The organism is Agrobacterium vitis (assembly GCF_013337045.2).
Classification (GTDB): domain Bacteria; phylum Pseudomonadota; class Alphaproteobacteria; order Rhizobiales; family Rhizobiaceae; genus Allorhizobium; species Allorhizobium vitis_B.
Genome location: NZ_CP118260.1, coordinates 567,011 through 581,716, shown reverse-complemented (window position 1 = coordinate 581,716; position 14,706 = coordinate 567,011). Strand labels below are relative to the sequence as shown.

Genomic DNA, 14,706 nt, shown 5'->3' with positions numbered 1-14,706 from the left:
CCTCAAAGACGAGAGCGTCAAATCCCTTGGTAAATGTCGCAGGCCCGGGCGAATGACAGGAAGGAACCGGATGGACAGGATTTCCGCAGCGTATCGCGAAAAACCGGATACCTATGAGATGAAGGCAGCGGTTGTCACCGGGCCGGGACAGATCAACATCGTATCCCATACTCTGCCCCAACCCGGATGGAGCCAAGTGCGAGTGAGGCTGGAGGGCTTTGGTGTCCTCGCTTGCGCCCCTCTCTCTCATGATAGACAAGCTCCTGATAGAAAAGGGCGGATGCTGACCTCTGTCGAACCGGTGGGCTTGGATGGGGAAGGATGGGGCATCATCGACGCGATTGGTCCCAATGTCAGGAGCCTGTCGGTCGGAGACCGGGTTGCGTCACTTGTCCGGTCCGCTTATGCCAGCCACCATCTGGCCGATGCAGACAGTGTCATTTCCCTTCCGCCACGTCTGGATGGCATGCCGTTTCCAGGCAGGTCCCTGAGCCGAGCGATGAACATCTTTCGCCGTAGCGACATCAAGGCCGGACAAAGGGTGGCCATTATCGGCATAGACTTTGTCGGCGCTCTCCTCATCCAGCTCGCATCGAGGGCGAAGGCGCATGTTATTGCCATTTCGCTCCGTCCGACATCCGTGACGATTGCCAAGAGCATGGGAGCGGCAGAGGCGTTTACCATAGACGAGCGTGGCGCGACGGACGATCCTGTGCGGATCATCGAAGCCGTCAATAAGCTCACGGGCGGATATCTTTGCGACCGAGCCGTCGACATTACCGGCGAGACCAGGATGATTGCTCTGGCGGGTCAACTGACCAACACGCAGGGCCGCCTGATCATGGCCGGTCGCCAACAGGTCGACCCCCGCGAAGGCGTTTCGCAGTGGTGGAAAGCGCGCGGAGCCACGGTAATCCAGACAGATGAAGGCAACACAGAAATCGGCCCAGAAATCAGTCCAGAAATCTGCGTCGATGGCATGCTTGAAGCGGTGGCGGCAATCATGGATGGGAGGCTCGATCCCACCCCCCTTTATACCCATCGCTACCGACTGGAGGAGTTGGGTCAGGCGCTGATCGACACCCATGACCAGCCGGATGGATTCATGAAAGCACTGGTGATCTATTGATGAATGACAGAATTTTGAAAAATGGCCGCGCAGCTGAGGATCGCGCCGTTTCAATCTTGCCGATCCTTGCCCCTGACCATAGTGCCCGAACAGGTACGGAGACAGACATGCCTATGCGTAACCGTCTTCTGGGGCTGCTGGCGCCGGATGAGCTCGCCGCCATCGCGCCCGCTCTCGAGCCTGTCGATTTACCGCAAGGGCTGGTCTTGTCGCAGCCGCACGACATCGACCAATACTGTTACTTCCCTGTTTCGGGCGTCGGCTCGACGGTGATCGTTTCTCCGGTTGGTAACCAGAGCGAGGTCGGACTGTTTGGCCGCGAAGGCATGTCGCCGGCCTCTGCGCTGCTGGATAGCGATCGCAATCCCTGCCGGGTGATCATGCAGGTCGCAGGCACTGGGTTGCGCCTGGAAACACGCCGATTGGTTGACCTGATGGATAGCAGGCCGCCCATGCGCCGCCTGCTGCTTCGATGGGCCTATGTGGTCAATATGCAAATGGCTTTCACTGCCCAGTCAAACGCCATTCACTCTATCGACAAGCGCTTGGCACGCTGGATCCTGATGTGCCACGACCGGCTGGACAGGGATGAATTATCGCTGACCCATGAATTTCTGTCGATCATGCTGGCCGTGCGGCGCTCGAGCGTCACCGCCTCCTTGCATGTGTTGGAAGGCGAAAGATTGATTTATGCGGAACGCAAGGCAATCCGCATTCGCGATAGAGCAGGTCTCGAAGCCTTTGCCGCCGATGCTTATGGCCCCGTGGAACAGGAATATCAACGGCTATTGGGGCCATTGAGAGATCTGCCGCCTGAGGTTTGACGAAGAGCATATCGGCACGACTGCGAACGCAGATATCTGTTAGCTGGAGACTGAAGCAGGCGAGATCCGCGCAAAGGGTCCGGCAGCGCTGCAAACCAGACCATTCTCGGCAAACTGGATATCCGGCGTCGCTGCAAACAGCGATGCAAGGGCAGAGGTAACATAGCGTGTCCCATAGCCTTGCCGAGCCGGTGTACGGACAGACGGCCCATTGCTTTCCTGCCAATGGAAGTGGAAGGTCGGCTTCTCACCGCGATCAACAGCCCAGCGAAGGGAAACACGCCCCTCCGGGACAGACAGGGCGCCATATTTGATCGCATTGGTGATCAATTCATGCAGGCAAAGCGCCAGCGTCGTTCCGGCTTCGCGGCTGACAAGCAGATCGCTGCCATCGACGGCAATCCGTTCGGTGCCATAGGGTGAGACGATCAGATCAACCACAGCCGACAGCGACACATCCTCGCCCCCTGCCTCGAAAACTGCCGTATGGACATTGGACAGCGCCAGCAGCCGCCCATTGAAATCCGTCGCAAGATCGTCAAGGCTTTCGGCACCGCGCCGTGTCATGCGAAAGATCGATGTCACGGTGGCCAGGATATTCTTGACCCGGTGATTAAGCTCGGCCCGTAATTCCCGCTCCCGCTCGATGGAATCGCGCACCTGCCGCTGGCGCAAGCGCACCAGCAGGTTGGACTGGATACCGCTGACCAGTTCCAGCGGCGCCACCGGCCGTGTGTAGAACAAAAGCCGTGCACCCGGCCAGGCGGAGAGCAATTGGTTGCGGATGCGTATCAGCGGTGCGCCCCGCTCCAACAAAACGATGATCGGCACTTCAGACCAGTTCGGCTGCCGGCTAAGATGCTCGGCGGTCAGGGCGACGATCTGCGGCGTCAGAGCCTCATGCGAAACAATCACAATCCCGGGTGACGCCTCCAGAAATTGGGCGAAGCATTTGGCCTCCGTTACTGCCCGAACCTCGATCAGATGTTCGCGCAAAAGCGCGCTGACATAATCGGCATCCTTGCGAAAGGGTGCGCAGACCAGCACCCAATCTAGCTCCTCCTGGGCCAGTTCCTTCTGGGCCAGTTCCCGTTGTGCCAGTTCCTCCTGGGGCAATGGCATTGTCATTTCGGATCAGGAAGTGGGTTATAGGAAACGACGCTGACACTACCGCTTTCGATCAGCAGTTCCCGGACATCCAGATCATGCGGACCGTGGCGCTTTTTTACCACGGTGATGCTGCGCCGCAGCCGGCCCTCATGCTCCATGATTCTCAAGAGAAGCACCGTATCGCCGAGGAAACTGACATCAACGTCAATGCCGACATTCTGGCCCAAAAGCCCGTGCTGGGCGACGATCAGCATGGTCAGGACACCAGATCTCGCTAGATATTTCAGCAGGGACTGGATATCCCGCACTGCCTTTTCCCGATGCGGCAATGAATTCAGATAGCCCGTCAGGCTGTCGATGACCACGACACGCACCTTGTTCTGCACGACGGCATCCTGAACGATCTGGCCGAACTCGCCGGGCGAGACTTCATTCGGGTTGAAATCGCGCAGGATCAGTTTGCCATCCTTGTGGAACTGCCGCAATTGCATGCCGAGGCCTTCAGACCGGCGGAAAAACGTTTCCAACCGCTCCTCAAACAGGAAGAGAGCGACACTTTCGCCGCGCTCAAGGGCTGCCGTAGCATAGAGCGACGACATGGTGGATTTGCCCGTACCGGCCTGACCGATCACCAGGGTGGTCGTTCCCGCTTCCTGGCCGCCGCCGAACATGTCGTCCAACTCGCTCACGCCGGATTTGATCAATTGCGGCTTGGTCGCTTCTGTCGCCGTGCTGGGCATGATGCGTGGAAACACGACAACGCCTGCGCCTTCGCGGATCGCCATGTCATGATAACCGTCGGCAATCGGAACGCCTCGCATTTTCGACACTTCGATCCGGCGCCGAACACCGCCATATTCTTCCAGCGACTTGTCGAACCGGATAACGCCATGGGCCAGTCCTTCGACCTCCTCGCCACTACGGTCGAGACCGGGCGATTGAGTGTCGAGAAGCAGCGCCACAACCTTTCGCTTCGACAGGAAAGACTTGAAGCCGATCAATTCGCGGCGGAAACGGGGGGAGTCGCCCGTGATCAGCCGAATTTCCAGCAGCGAATCATAAACCAGACGCTGCGGCTTATGCTCATCGATAGCAGCCTCTATCGCCTTGCGGGTCTCATCGAGCCGCAGGTCGGCGGTCATGAAAATGCTCTGCTCGTCGGCCTCGTCGATACTGCCCGACGTCGACAGTTCCTCGACATGAATACCATCCAGCGTCCAGCCATGGGAAACCGCAATAGAGCGCAATTCGGCAGCACTTTGGGACAGCGTCACATAAAGACAGCTCTCGCCCGCTTCAACACCGGCCCGCAGGAACTGTATGGCTGCGGTGGTTTTACCCGATCCGGGAGCGCCTTGAAGCATGAACAGGTTCGGTAAGGGCAATCCGCCGCGGAGAATTTCGTCCAATCCTGCGATGCCCGTGCTGGCAACTGCAGCTTTTTTGCGTGGTGGCATATCTGTCTTCCATGACCATGCAGGCAAATGCATCGTTCAAAAGAGGGGGAATAATATCTCGATGCCGCATAATTCCTTTAACCCGGGACGATTGCGGGAATTCTATGGCAGGATTTTTTAGCTTTAAGTCAATGTCCACCCAGATCCAAACCCGCCCGCGATGAGCGATGTAGGGACTTTATATTTGTCTTGCGCAAAATTTCAATAAAATCCGCAAAATCGGCCAATGAGGAGAACCAGATCGAGGAAACAACCCTCCCCGCTTGGCGGATCATTCAGGACGAACCACCTCTCAGGCGGACGCAGACCGCTGTTCAAGCCTCCAAGCCGGCGAGGGTCTGCTGCGTACCCAGAGCATCGGATTGCGATGTCTCGGACCGCTCTGGCCTCTGCGACACCAAACCCGACTGGACCACAGCGAAGGAAAGATGGAAACGAAGACCATCGGGCCGGAAATCGCTGCTGATCCTGGGAGACAGGCTGCGAGGGAAAGCACTGCGGATCAACCGCGACCCAAATCCTTCGACACCGGCCCCTTTGTGACCAGAGGCTTGGGGACCAGACCCTTGAAGCGTGGGATCAACAACCGGCGGTCCGTCTACTTCCCGCCATTCCAGCTCGATCCGATCCTGCTCTTGCCACCATTCTACCTCGACACGTCCATCCCGTTCGCGAAGAGCCCCATATTTCACAGCATTTGTGGCAAGTTCGTGTGCGATCAGCGATAGCGCGACAGCAGCCTCCGGCGGCAAGGTGCAGGGTGCCCCCTGGAGAATAATCCGCCTGTCGCCCTCGCTATCGAAGGGCTGAAGCGCCCGCTCAAGAACATCGCGCAAACCGGCACTTTTCCAGTCTTCCGACAGAAGGATATCGTAGGCTCCCGCAAGCGCTGCGACGCGCCGGGCAAAAACGCCATTTTCCTGGGAGCGATCCTTGAATGTCTGCCTCGCGATGGCCTGGATCATCGCCATCGTGTTCTTGACACGGTGCGCCAGCTCTCTGGCCACAAGTTTGCGGTTTTCTTCGGCGCGCGCCGCTTCGCATCGGCGCGCTTCCAATTCGTCCAGAAGACTATCGACCGTGGCGCCAACCTGTCCCAATTCGCTGGAGCGCCCGGTCATCCCGGTTCTGGCCGCGAGATCCCCTTGGCGCCATCGCTGAAGAACGGCAACAATGTGGTTGATCGGACCAAGGATGAAACGATTTCCGATCAAAAACGCTGCCAGAAGAGCGAGACCTGCGCCCACAGCGATCATCGCCAATCCCAAGAGAGAAGCCCGGTCAATCGGCGCGAATGCCTGTTCCGCCGAAAACCCTGCACTAACATAAAATGGATTGTCGGCTGAAACAGGAACATAACCCATAATCCGGCGCAGCCCATCCTGACCGACAAGCTCCGTCGTGCCTGGTTGCTGGGCTTGAACCAGCGTGTGATAGGGTGGTCTTATCTGAGTACCAACGAATTTTTCAGGCCCTGGGTTGCGGGCAAGCACGATACCGTTGCGGTCGGCAATGGTGATCCATCCGCCCGGCGGGAGGCCGCGTTGAACGATGCGCTGTTCCAGCCACTCGAGATGCACCGCCGTGGCCAGCACGCCAACCGTCTCGGAGCCTTGCTTGATGGCCAGTGCCATTGGCACGATTGGTGCATTCGAGATCCGGCTGACCGTGTAATCGCCAACCGATAACGCATCGGAACGAAGGGCTTGCCGAACATAGTCGCGATCGCTGAAGTCGCTGCCGACCTCCCAGCCCATATTATCGCAAACCAGTTTTCCGTTGCGATCGAGAACCACGATATTGCGGACCTGCGTCACCCTGGCGGCAACCGACTTCAGGACGTCGGTACACGCCTGCTTATCCTCTCCGACAACGGCGGGAATAACTGCGGTGGCAATCAAAAGCGCCCTGACGCCCTCCACGACGCTGTTCACCTCGGATGCTGCCTGTCGGGCAGTTTCGAATACCTGACGATGAACTTCGGCATAGCGTTCCGCACGCGTGCTCACTTCGTTGTAAACCAGCATTCCCAATGCCGGTGACAACGCCGTCAAGACCACAGCGACCAGTCTCTTTTTCACGCCACCCCTCCCCACCCCAAGAGATCAAGTCGCTTTCCGGCCCCTGCTTCGCACTAGGCTCGTCTGCACAAAGGCCCGTTCGCAAAAAGCCTAGTGAACCTGCACAAACGGCGTCCCTCCAAGACACGACCGCTTCAAGCCTTCCACAGGACGCACAGAACCCGTCACCCCGATTTATACCCGCTGCACGGTTTTCTTCTCAAGTTTTCAGCTCAAGGAATCAGGCCGCAGTTTATCGGGTATTCCTGCCGCGACAATAGAGGGGCAATGCATTTCCGTCATCCCGCCAGCAGAGGGCGATCCGCCGTTAATAGCACCCCCCAAAACGACGCTCGGCCAGGCTCAATCTGAACCTGACCGATGAAAGCGACTCTTGTTTTCGTTTGTCTTTACCAGGAAACCTGACTTCAACTCACCCCACGACCGCTAGAGCATCGGACCGAAAATAGGAATCGGAACAATGCTCTAAGTTTTTGTTCGCCATCGGATTCATCCGAAAACCGGTTCTTAACTTTCGGTCCGATGCTCTAGAGAATAGGCTTGCCACCGGTGACCGCGATGGTGGCGCCGGAAACATAGCTCGAAAGGGGGTCGGCTAGCATCACATAGGCCGTTGCAAGTTCAGCCGGTTGGCCCGGTCGTTTCATCGGCACTTGTTCACCAAAGCTCGAGACCCGTTCCGGCGGCATGGTGGACGGGATGAGTGGCGTCCAGATCGGGCCGGGCGCAACAGTGTTGGCGCGGATGCCTTTTTCCGCCAGAAGCTGGGCAAGACCCGCCGTGAAATTCTGGATGGCACCCTTGGTCGTGGCATAGGCCAGCAATGTGGGGCTCGGCGTATCGGCATTGATCGAGGCGGTATTGATAATCGCCGAACCGGGCTTCATGTGCTTGACGGCTGCTTTCGTCAGATAGAACATCGCGTGGATATTGACCCTGAACGTCAATTCCCATTCTTCATCGCTGATATCCTCGATCTGCTCGAAGGTCTTTTGATGGGCGGCGTTGTTGACGAGAATATCAATACCACCAAGCTCGGCAACCGCCTTGTCTATGATGAGGCGGCAATGGTCGGTCTTTTGCAAGTCGCCCGCCACCAGCACGGCCTTGCGACCAGCCTCTTCCACAAGACGCTTGGTTTCCTCGGCATCCTCGTGTTCGCTGAGATAGGAGATCAGCACATCGGCGCCCTCGCGGGCATAAGCCAGGGCCACAGCCCGCCCGATGCCGCTATCCGCGCCTGTGATCACCGCCTTCTGGCCAGCAAGCCGCCCCGAACCTTGATAGGTGGTTTCGCCATGATCCGGTACAGGGTCCATGTCTCGGGTCAGCCCAGGAATAGACTGTTGTTGCCTGGAAAAGGGCGGCGTCGGTTTATCGATCATCGGATCACCTCTCATTTATAAAGATCATTGCTGGATAATCGAGTGCGCGGATCAAAACCGCACTCTCAAAAGCTCACAGCTTAAAAACAAAGCGAAAGCGCCACCGTTCCGAATTTTAATATTTCGTGACCTGAATAAACGATGTGGGTATGAACCATTGAGGATAGCCGACCCCACATTTCCGAAAGAGAACGCCATTGCTTACTCATGCGTTTGGCGCATGGGTGGCGTGAGACCTTGTCTCTGTTAGGAAGGTGAGAGAACGCCTATATTCCAAACATCGAAACGACGCCGGAACCGAACCAAGGTTGCTGACGTCAGACAGGCCTCAGAAAGGGCATTATCATGAACGTAGCACGCTCCCTGAACAACTGGCGCAAGTATCGTCAGACCGTTTCCGAACTTGGCCGCATGACCAGCCGCGAGTTGCAGGATCTTGGCATTGAACGTAGCGACATCCGTCGCGTTGCCCGGGCCTCCGTTGCCGGTTGATCGATATCGACATTGCTGCTTGAACGACGCCCGCCGATGACGCGGGCGTTTCTGCGTCTGGGATAATGACATACGCAGATCCGCCCAATCTGGATCTCACGTCATCGCAAAATACCCATGCATTTTGCGCATATCTGCACTGCAACAAAATGACTATGAATTGGGCATTTGTCGCGTATTATCTATCTCAACGAAGCGATGCATCCTCCTCCCGCAAAGCTTCGTCTCTCGGACGACCCACTCCTCCTCCCTAGGGGCGTCCGATGGAACGGTGGCACTCCTCCTCCCAGCCGCTGTTCACCTTTTTAAAAAGCCTGCCGCACCTCCTCCCGCGGCAGGCTTTTTTGGTTTTTGCACTTCAATTGCACATGATTTGCTCGATGGATTGAAAGTGCCAACGACATTCGTCTTTGGCATCTTCTCTTGACGTCACCCGTTGACCGCCATCCACAACAGATGGCGCGCCCCGCCGCGTTTACCGTTGGCGCGCACCTGGACTTCTTCGGTCACGAACCCCGCCTCCCGCAACCTGCGGGTAAAGGCGGCATCCGGGGCAGAAGACCAGACGGCCAGCACGCCTTTTGGCCGCAAGGCAGCTTTTGCGGCACGCAGTCCAGCGGCATTATAAAGGCTGTCATTGGAGGCGCGGGTCAATCCGTCCGGACCGTTGTCGACATCAAGCAGAATGGCGTCATAGGCGGCGTGCTTTGAGCGGATCAGCGCGCCAACATCGCCGATATGAATATCGACACGCGGATCATCGAGACTGCCCTTATGAACCTCCGCCATCGGCCCGCGCGCCCAGGCAACCACAGCCGGAACCAATTCGGCAACGGTAACGCGGGCATCGGCTTGCAACACGCCAAGGGCGGCACGCAGGGTAAACCCCATGCCAAGCCCGCCGATCAGCAGGCTGGGCTTCTCGCAGGCCCCAATATTCTCACAGGCAAGCGTCGCCAGCGCCTCTTCCGAACCGCTCAACCGGCTGTTCATCAGTTCGTTGGCGCCCAGCATGATCGAGAATTCCTGGCCGCGCTGCTTCAGGCGCAGATCGCCGCCGCCATCGGGAATGGCTGCACTGTCAAGCTGTATCCAGGGAAGCATCGGGCGTCTCTTTATCCTCTAAAAGCCGCCCAATAGCATAGCCACGCCCGCCAACCAAGGCGCAAAGCCTTTGCTTCCTATCCTACCTATCGGTTCACGCCGCCGTTCACCCGGTTACCGGCTTCGTCAAACAGATAGCAACGTTTCGAATCGATATGGATCGTCACCTTCTCACCCTTGCGGATCGCCTGCTGGTCTTCCATCACCATGGCAATCGACTGACCATCCTGCATGGACAGATAAAGGATGGTCTGCCCACCCAGATGCTCGACCAGATCGACATGCGCCTCACCAAGGGTAATTTCGGCCGGTCGCAGACTGAGATGTTCGGGCCTGACCCCGACGCTGACTTTTTGCCCGACCTGAGCGCCGGGGCTTGTCCGAGCGAGATCGACTGGCTTGCCGTTCAGCTCGACAGCGGTTCTGTCTCCGGCTTCGACCAAGCGGGTATCGATGAAATTCATTCGGGGCGAGCCGATGAAGCCCGCGACGAATTTGTTTTTCGGATTGTTGTAGAGATCAAGCGGCGCGCCAACCTGTTCAATATAACCGCCTTTCAGCACCACAATCGTATCGGCCATGGTCATGGCTTCAACCTGATCGTGGGTCACATAGATCATAGTATTGCCCAGGCTCTGATGGAGCTTGGCGATCTCGACACGCATCTGCACCCGCAATTCGGCATCGAGGTTAGACAGGGGCTCGTCGAACAGGAAGATATTCGGCTCGCGCACAATAGCGCGCCCGATGGCGACGCGCTGGCGCTGGCCGCCGGACAAAGCCTTGGGCTTGCGCCCCAGCAACGGCTGGATCTGCAGGATATCGGCGGCCCGCTGGACGCGGGGCTCGATATCCTTCTTTTTCATGCCTGCCGTTTCCAGACCGAAGGCCAGGTTTTTGTAAACCGTCATATGCGGATAAAGCGCATAGGACTGGAAAACCATGGCAATGCCACGCTTGGCCGCTGGCACTTCGTTCATCCTTTGCCCATCCAGCAGCAGAGTGCCACCGGAAATCGGCTCAAGCCCGGCGATCATCCGCAACAGTGTGGATTTTCCGCAGCCGGACGGACCGACAAACACCACGAATTCTCCAGGCGTGATCTCGAGATCCACACCATGGATCACTTCAAGCGCGCCATATCGTTTGAAGACCTTTTGCAGTGTGACGCTTGTCGCCATCAGTTCTGCCTCCAGCTGTCGTAATAGGCATTGTCACTGCCAACAGGGAAATGCACCTCCTGCTTATGTTTGGCGCTCCAATAGCAGGCGGTGAGGAATTCCAGCGAACGGCGGGCATCTTCCGTCGTGACCGGCGTCGGCGTGTCATTGATAAGGCAGGCATGGAAAGCCTGCATCTGGCCGGAAAACAGCTGGGCCATCGGCACCCACCCCTCAAGCAGGGCGTCGACCTTTTGCCCGACCTCCGAATTGGCCGGAATGATCCGCCAGGGATCGCCGCCGGGATGGTAAGGTGCGTGGCTGCTCTCGAAGGTCACGTGTTCAAAGCACAGCTTGAGTCTGGACGTTTCCTCCGCCGAACCCAACGTCGCCGACACGGTTGCCAGGGCGCCGCTTTTCATTTCCAGGCTGAGACTGACGCAGTCCTCCACCTCGATCGGATTGACGCGAGTAGCGACCCGGGCATAGAGCGAGGCGACCGGCCCCAGCAGATAGCTCAGCATGTCGTTGATGTGGATGGCATGGGTCATCAGCACGCCACCAAGCTCTGTCGCCCATTTGCCGCGCCACGGCACGGCGTAATAGTCCGACAGCCGTGTCCAGTGGGTTTCAGACGTAGCGATATAGGCTTTACCGGCCAGACCCGCCTCGATAATCCGGCGCGCCTTGTGGACACCGTCGCCGTAACGGTACTGGAAAATCGGCATCAACCGGCCTTTGGCGGTCTTCTCATGGATCATCAGCCGGTCGATCTCCGCAAGCGAGCCGACAAGCGGTTTTTCGCAGATCACATGCTTGCCCGCATCCAACGCCCTAAAGATCAGGTCGTAATGGGTGGAAGGCGGCGTGCAGATATCGACAATGTCGATGGACGGATCGTTGAGCACGGCGTCGAAATCATCGGTCCGGCCATCAACGGAAAATTCCTCGCCAAATTGGGCGAGACGGGCAGGATCGAGATCGCAGATCGTTGCGACCTTGAACAGATCCGCGTTCGGCATATAGCCCTCGCGGATATGACGGGCGCCGATGCCAAGGCCAATGACGGCAACGTTGAAGATCTTAGACATTGCCAGCGCCCTTCTGCTTTGCCGCATCCGCGAAAGCCTGGGCTTTCAGCGCCAGTTCCATGGCCTTGAAGCAATGCTCCTGCCCCATGGCGGTCTCGGTGCGATCCCGGATATCGGCCAGCAATTGCCGTCCGTAGGGCCGCTCGGTTTTGCTGCAATCGATATAGCGCGTGCCGGTTTTGTCGGTCAGGAACAGATGGTCTGCGCCGGGGCGGCCCTCGATATCGAGGTATTTCCGAAGCTCGATCGTGCCTTCCGTGCCAACGATAAACAGCCGTCCATCGCCCCAGGTCGGCAGGCCATCGGGGGTGAACCAATCCACCCGGATATAGCCGGTGGCCTTGCCGGTGGTCAGGTGAATATCGCCGTAATCCTCAAGGCCGGGCGTGTCGGGGTTGGCGCGGTTGGCGGTGCTGGCCGACAGGATCTGCGCATCCTTGGCGCCGGTGAAAAACAGGAATTGTTCGCATTGATGCGAGGCGATGTCGATCAGCACGCCGCCATAATGCGCCCGGTCAAAAAACCAGCCGGGCCGATGTGGTTTGCGCAGCCGATGCGGACCAAGCCCGGTCGTGTGAATGACCTCGCCAATCATCCCGGCCTTGACCAGATTGCCCGCTTCCACCGTGCAGGCCGTCTCGAAATGCTCGGAATAGAGGATCGAAACGATCCGCTTCGTTTCCGCCTGGACCTTTCGCACCGCTTCCAATTGCTCGAATGTCGTCATGCCCGGCTTGTCCAGCATCACATCCTTGCCGTGACGCATGGCGGCGATGGCGATCTCGGCGCGGTTGGCGGGAATGGCCGCCGACAGGATCAGGGCAATCGATGGATCTTCAAGGATCTGCCGCCGGTCGGCCACGCGCCGCGCCTGTGGGTAGCGGGCAGCAAAGGCCTGGGCCAATACATCTTCTTCTGCAAAAAACGCCGAAAACTCCGCTCCAGCCTCCAGCATGAAAGCGATCTGGCCGAAAATATGATCGTGATTGATGCCGATAACGGCAAAACGCAAGGCACTCATAGTCGCAAGCTCCTATTAGAAAATCATCTCAACGCTTCAGACCGGCAGTGGCGATACCGTCGATCAGCAGGCGTTGGCAAAACAGGAAAATCAGGAAAATCGGCACCAGCGACAGGCTGGACATGGCAAACATCCCGCTCCAGTCGGAAGTGCCGGTGGAGTCAACGAAGGACCGCAGGCCAAGCTGTACCGTGTAGGTATTGATGTCGCTGAGGTAGATCAGCGGACCAAAGAAATCATCCCAACTCCAGATGAAGGAGAAGATCGCCGCCGTTGCCAGCACCGGCAGGGAGAGCGGCATCATGATCCGCCAATAGATCCGCCAGGGGCTGCACCCGTCCATCATCGCCGCCTCGTCCAATTCGCGCGGAATACCACGGAAGAACTGCACCATCAGGAAGATGAAAAACGCATCCACCGCCAGGAATTTCGGCACGACGAGCGGCAGAATGGTCTTCACCCATCCCAATTCGAGAAACAGGATATATTGGGGGATGAGCGTGACGTGATAGGGCAGCATCAGCGTCCCCAGCATCAGCGCAAACCAGATATTGCGGCCCCGAAACTCCAACCGGGCAAAGGCATAGGCCGCCAGCGAGCAGGAAAACAGATTGCCCACCACCGTCAGCACGGCAATGACCAGCGAGTTCCAGAAATAGGTGCCGAAACTGACCTGGGTGCTGAACCAGCCCCGCATATAGGCGCTGAAATCCACTTTCGAGGGGATCAGTGAAGCCTGGCCGAAGATCTCGCTCTGGTCCTTGATCGAGCCGGAGAGCATCCACAGCAGCGGATAGAGCATCACCAGCGAGGCTGCCGCCAGCACGATATGCAGAAGAAGGGACACCGGCCAGCGCCGTTTTTCCTGCGCATGGATGTCCGGGGAGGAAGCAAGTGCTGCATCAGTCATCGTAATGCACCCAATAGCGCGAGGACAGGAAGGAAAAGGCCGTGAACAGCGCGATGATGATCACCAGGATCCAGGCAAGCGCTGCAGCATATCCCATCCGGAAATAGCCAAAGGCTTCCTGGTAGAGATAGAGCGTGTAAAACAGCGTCGAATCGATCGGGCCGCCGGTGCCTGACGAGATCACATAGGCCGGCGTAAAGGCCTTGAAGGCATCGATGGTCTGCACCACGGCATTGAAGAAGATCGCCGGTGTCAGCAAAGGCAGGGTGATCTTGAAGAACATCCGCACTTTGGAAGCCCCATCCAGGCTGGCCGCCTCATACATGTCGACCGGGATCTGCCGAAGACCGGCCAGGAAGATGATCATCGGCGAGCCAAATTGCCAGACAGCCAGGATGACCAGCGTATAGAGGGAGTAATCGGGATTGGAGATCCAGCTTGGCCCTTCGATGCCGAAGGTATTCCAAAGCAGAACGTTGACCGCCCCGTCACCATCGAACAATTGCCGCCAGACCACAGCAATCGCAACGCTGGAGCCCAGAAGCGATGGCAAGTAGAAGACCGCCCGGTAGAGCGGCAGGCCGCGAATACCCTTGTTGAGCAGCAGGGCGACCAGCAATGCGAAGGTCAGCTTCAGCGGCACCGACAGCACCACATAAACCAGCGTCACCCGCATGGAGGACATGAATTTTTCGTCCGCCGTGGCGATGCGGATATAATTGTCCAGGCCGACGACATTTGGCGATTGCAGCAGATTATAATCGGTCAGCGACAGCCAGAAGGAAAACAGGGCCGGGCCGAGCGTGAGTACGAAAAAGCCGATGAACCAGGGCAGGAGAAACAGATAGCCCGGCGCATTGCGCGCCAGACTGGCCCTGAACGGCGACGGTGTTGAGATATGCTGCATCACTGGCGCGGCACCAGAGGTGCCGGCCATTCCAT

13 protein-coding genes are annotated in these 14,706 nt (G+C 57.9%); 3 read left to right on the top strand and 10 right to left on the bottom strand.

Going from position 1 to position 14,706, the window contains the following annotated elements:
• Positions 1-70 precede the first annotated feature (70 nt).
• Complete coding sequence (locus tag G6L01_RS20395; RefSeq protein ID WP_081344088.1) at positions 71-1,129, top strand: MDR/zinc-dependent alcohol dehydrogenase-like family protein; 1,059 nt, start codon at positions 71-73, stop codon at positions 1,127-1,129.
• Between the two features lie 107 nt (positions 1,130-1,236).
• Positions 1,237-1,953: a Crp/Fnr family transcriptional regulator gene (locus tag G6L01_RS20390; RefSeq protein ID WP_070165713.1), complete on the top strand. Its 717-nt coding sequence runs from the start codon at positions 1,237-1,239 to the stop codon at positions 1,951-1,953.
• Positions 1,954-1,992: 39 nt separating this feature from the next.
• Here the strand turns inward: G6L01_RS20390 and G6L01_RS20385 are convergent, their stop codons facing one another.
• The 4 genes from G6L01_RS20385 to G6L01_RS20370 form a co-directional block, all read right to left on the bottom strand.
• Positions 1,993-3,075 carry a sensor histidine kinase gene (locus G6L01_RS20385; RefSeq protein WP_081344087.1) on the bottom strand — a complete coding sequence of 361 codons (1,083 nt, stop codon included), beginning with the start codon at positions 3,073-3,075 and terminating at the stop codon, positions 1,993-1,995.
• 2 nt (positions 3,076-3,077) lie between these two features.
• On the bottom strand, positions 3,078-4,520 hold the full coding sequence (locus G6L01_RS20380; RefSeq protein ID WP_070165406.1) for a DUF7125 family protein: 1,443 nt from the start codon (positions 4,518-4,520) through the stop codon (positions 3,078-3,080).
• A gap of 314 nt (positions 4,521-4,834) precedes the next feature.
• The gene (locus G6L01_RS20375) at positions 4,835-6,601 is read right to left on the bottom strand and encodes a sensor histidine kinase (protein ID WP_070165405.1); all 1,767 of its coding nucleotides are present in this window, start codon (positions 6,599-6,601) and stop codon (positions 4,835-4,837) included.
• A 527-nt stretch (positions 6,602-7,128) separates the two neighbouring features.
• A complete protein-coding gene (locus G6L01_RS20370; RefSeq protein ID WP_070165404.1) occupies positions 7,129-7,986 on the bottom strand; it encodes an SDR family oxidoreductase in 858 nt (285 codons plus the stop codon).
• Positions 7,987-8,331: 345 nt separating this feature from the next.
• Between G6L01_RS20370 and G6L01_RS20365 the strand changes: the two genes are divergently transcribed.
• Complete coding sequence (locus G6L01_RS20365) at positions 8,332-8,478, top strand: DUF1127 domain-containing protein (RefSeq protein WP_012653926.1); 147 nt, start codon at positions 8,332-8,334, stop codon at positions 8,476-8,478.
• A gap of 429 nt (positions 8,479-8,907) precedes the next feature.
• On the opposite strand, the gene G6L01_RS20360 is transcribed toward G6L01_RS20365, so the two are convergent.
• From G6L01_RS20360 to G6L01_RS20335, 6 genes are all read right to left on the bottom strand, one after another.
• Positions 8,908-9,582, bottom strand: coding sequence for a spermine/spermidine synthase domain-containing protein (locus G6L01_RS20360; protein ID WP_070165403.1), 675 nt, complete (start codon positions 9,580-9,582; stop codon positions 8,908-8,910).
• Positions 9,583-9,668: 86 nt separating this feature from the next.
• The gene (locus tag G6L01_RS20355) at positions 9,669-10,763 is read right to left on the bottom strand and encodes an ABC transporter ATP-binding protein (RefSeq protein ID WP_071205730.1); all 1,095 of its coding nucleotides are present in this window, start codon (positions 10,761-10,763) and stop codon (positions 9,669-9,671) included.
• Positions 10,763-11,833, bottom strand: coding sequence for a Gfo/Idh/MocA family protein (locus tag G6L01_RS20350; RefSeq protein WP_070165401.1), 1,071 nt, complete (start codon positions 11,831-11,833; stop codon positions 10,763-10,765). Before G6L01_RS20350 ends, G6L01_RS20355 begins: the two co-directional genes overlap by 1 nt.
• The gene (locus G6L01_RS20345) at positions 11,826-12,854 is read right to left on the bottom strand and encodes a Gfo/Idh/MocA family protein (protein WP_070165400.1); all 1,029 of its coding nucleotides are present in this window, start codon (positions 12,852-12,854) and stop codon (positions 11,826-11,828) included. Before G6L01_RS20345 ends, G6L01_RS20350 begins: the two co-directional genes overlap by 8 nt.
• 28 nt (positions 12,855-12,882) lie before the next feature.
• Positions 12,883-13,764 (bottom strand): carbohydrate ABC transporter permease, encoded by an 882-nt coding sequence (locus tag G6L01_RS20340; RefSeq protein WP_070165399.1) that lies wholly within the window; start codon positions 13,762-13,764, stop codon positions 12,883-12,885.
• Positions 13,757-14,671, bottom strand: coding sequence for a carbohydrate ABC transporter permease (locus G6L01_RS20335; protein ID WP_070165709.1), 915 nt, complete (start codon positions 14,669-14,671; stop codon positions 13,757-13,759). Before G6L01_RS20335 ends, G6L01_RS20340 begins: the two co-directional genes overlap by 8 nt.
• Positions 14,672-14,706 lie beyond the last annotated feature (35 nt).

Excerpts from the sequence above, each read along its gene's own strand:
- G6L01_RS20395 (WP_081344088.1), top strand. The coding sequence starts at position 71 with ATGGACAGGATTTCCGCAGCGTATCGCGAAAAACCGGATACCTATGAG.
- G6L01_RS20390 (WP_070165713.1), top strand. The coding sequence starts at position 1,237 with ATGCCTATGCGTAACCGTCTTCTGGGGCTGCTGGCGCCGGATGAGCTC.
- G6L01_RS20385 (WP_081344087.1), bottom strand. The coding sequence starts at position 3,075 with ATGCCATTGCCCCAGGAGGAACTGGCACAACGGGAACTGGCCCAGAAG.
- G6L01_RS20380 (WP_070165406.1), bottom strand. The coding sequence starts at position 4,520 with ATGCCACCACGCAAAAAAGCTGCAGTTGCCAGCACGGGCATCGCAGGA.
- G6L01_RS20370 (WP_070165404.1), bottom strand. The coding sequence starts at position 7,986 with ATGATCGATAAACCGACGCCGCCCTTTTCCAGGCAACAACAGTCTATT.
- G6L01_RS20365 (WP_012653926.1), top strand. The coding sequence starts at position 8,332 with ATGAACGTAGCACGCTCCCTGAACAACTGGCGCAAGTATCGTCAGACC.
- G6L01_RS20360 (WP_070165403.1), bottom strand. The coding sequence starts at position 9,582 with ATGCTTCCCTGGATACAGCTTGACAGTGCAGCCATTCCCGATGGCGGC.
- G6L01_RS20355 (WP_071205730.1), bottom strand. The coding sequence starts at position 10,763 with ATGGCGACAAGCGTCACACTGCAAAAGGTCTTCAAACGATATGGCGCG.
- G6L01_RS20350 (WP_070165401.1), bottom strand. The coding sequence starts at position 11,833 with ATGTCTAAGATCTTCAACGTTGCCGTCATTGGCCTTGGCATCGGCGCC.
- G6L01_RS20345 (WP_070165400.1), bottom strand. The coding sequence starts at position 12,854 with ATGAGTGCCTTGCGTTTTGCCGTTATCGGCATCAATCACGATCATATT.
- G6L01_RS20340 (WP_070165399.1), bottom strand. The coding sequence starts at position 13,764 with ATGACTGATGCAGCACTTGCTTCCTCCCCGGACATCCATGCGCAGGAA.
- G6L01_RS20335 (WP_070165709.1), bottom strand. The coding sequence starts at position 14,671 with ATGCAGCATATCTCAACACCGTCGCCGTTCAGGGCCAGTCTGGCGCGC.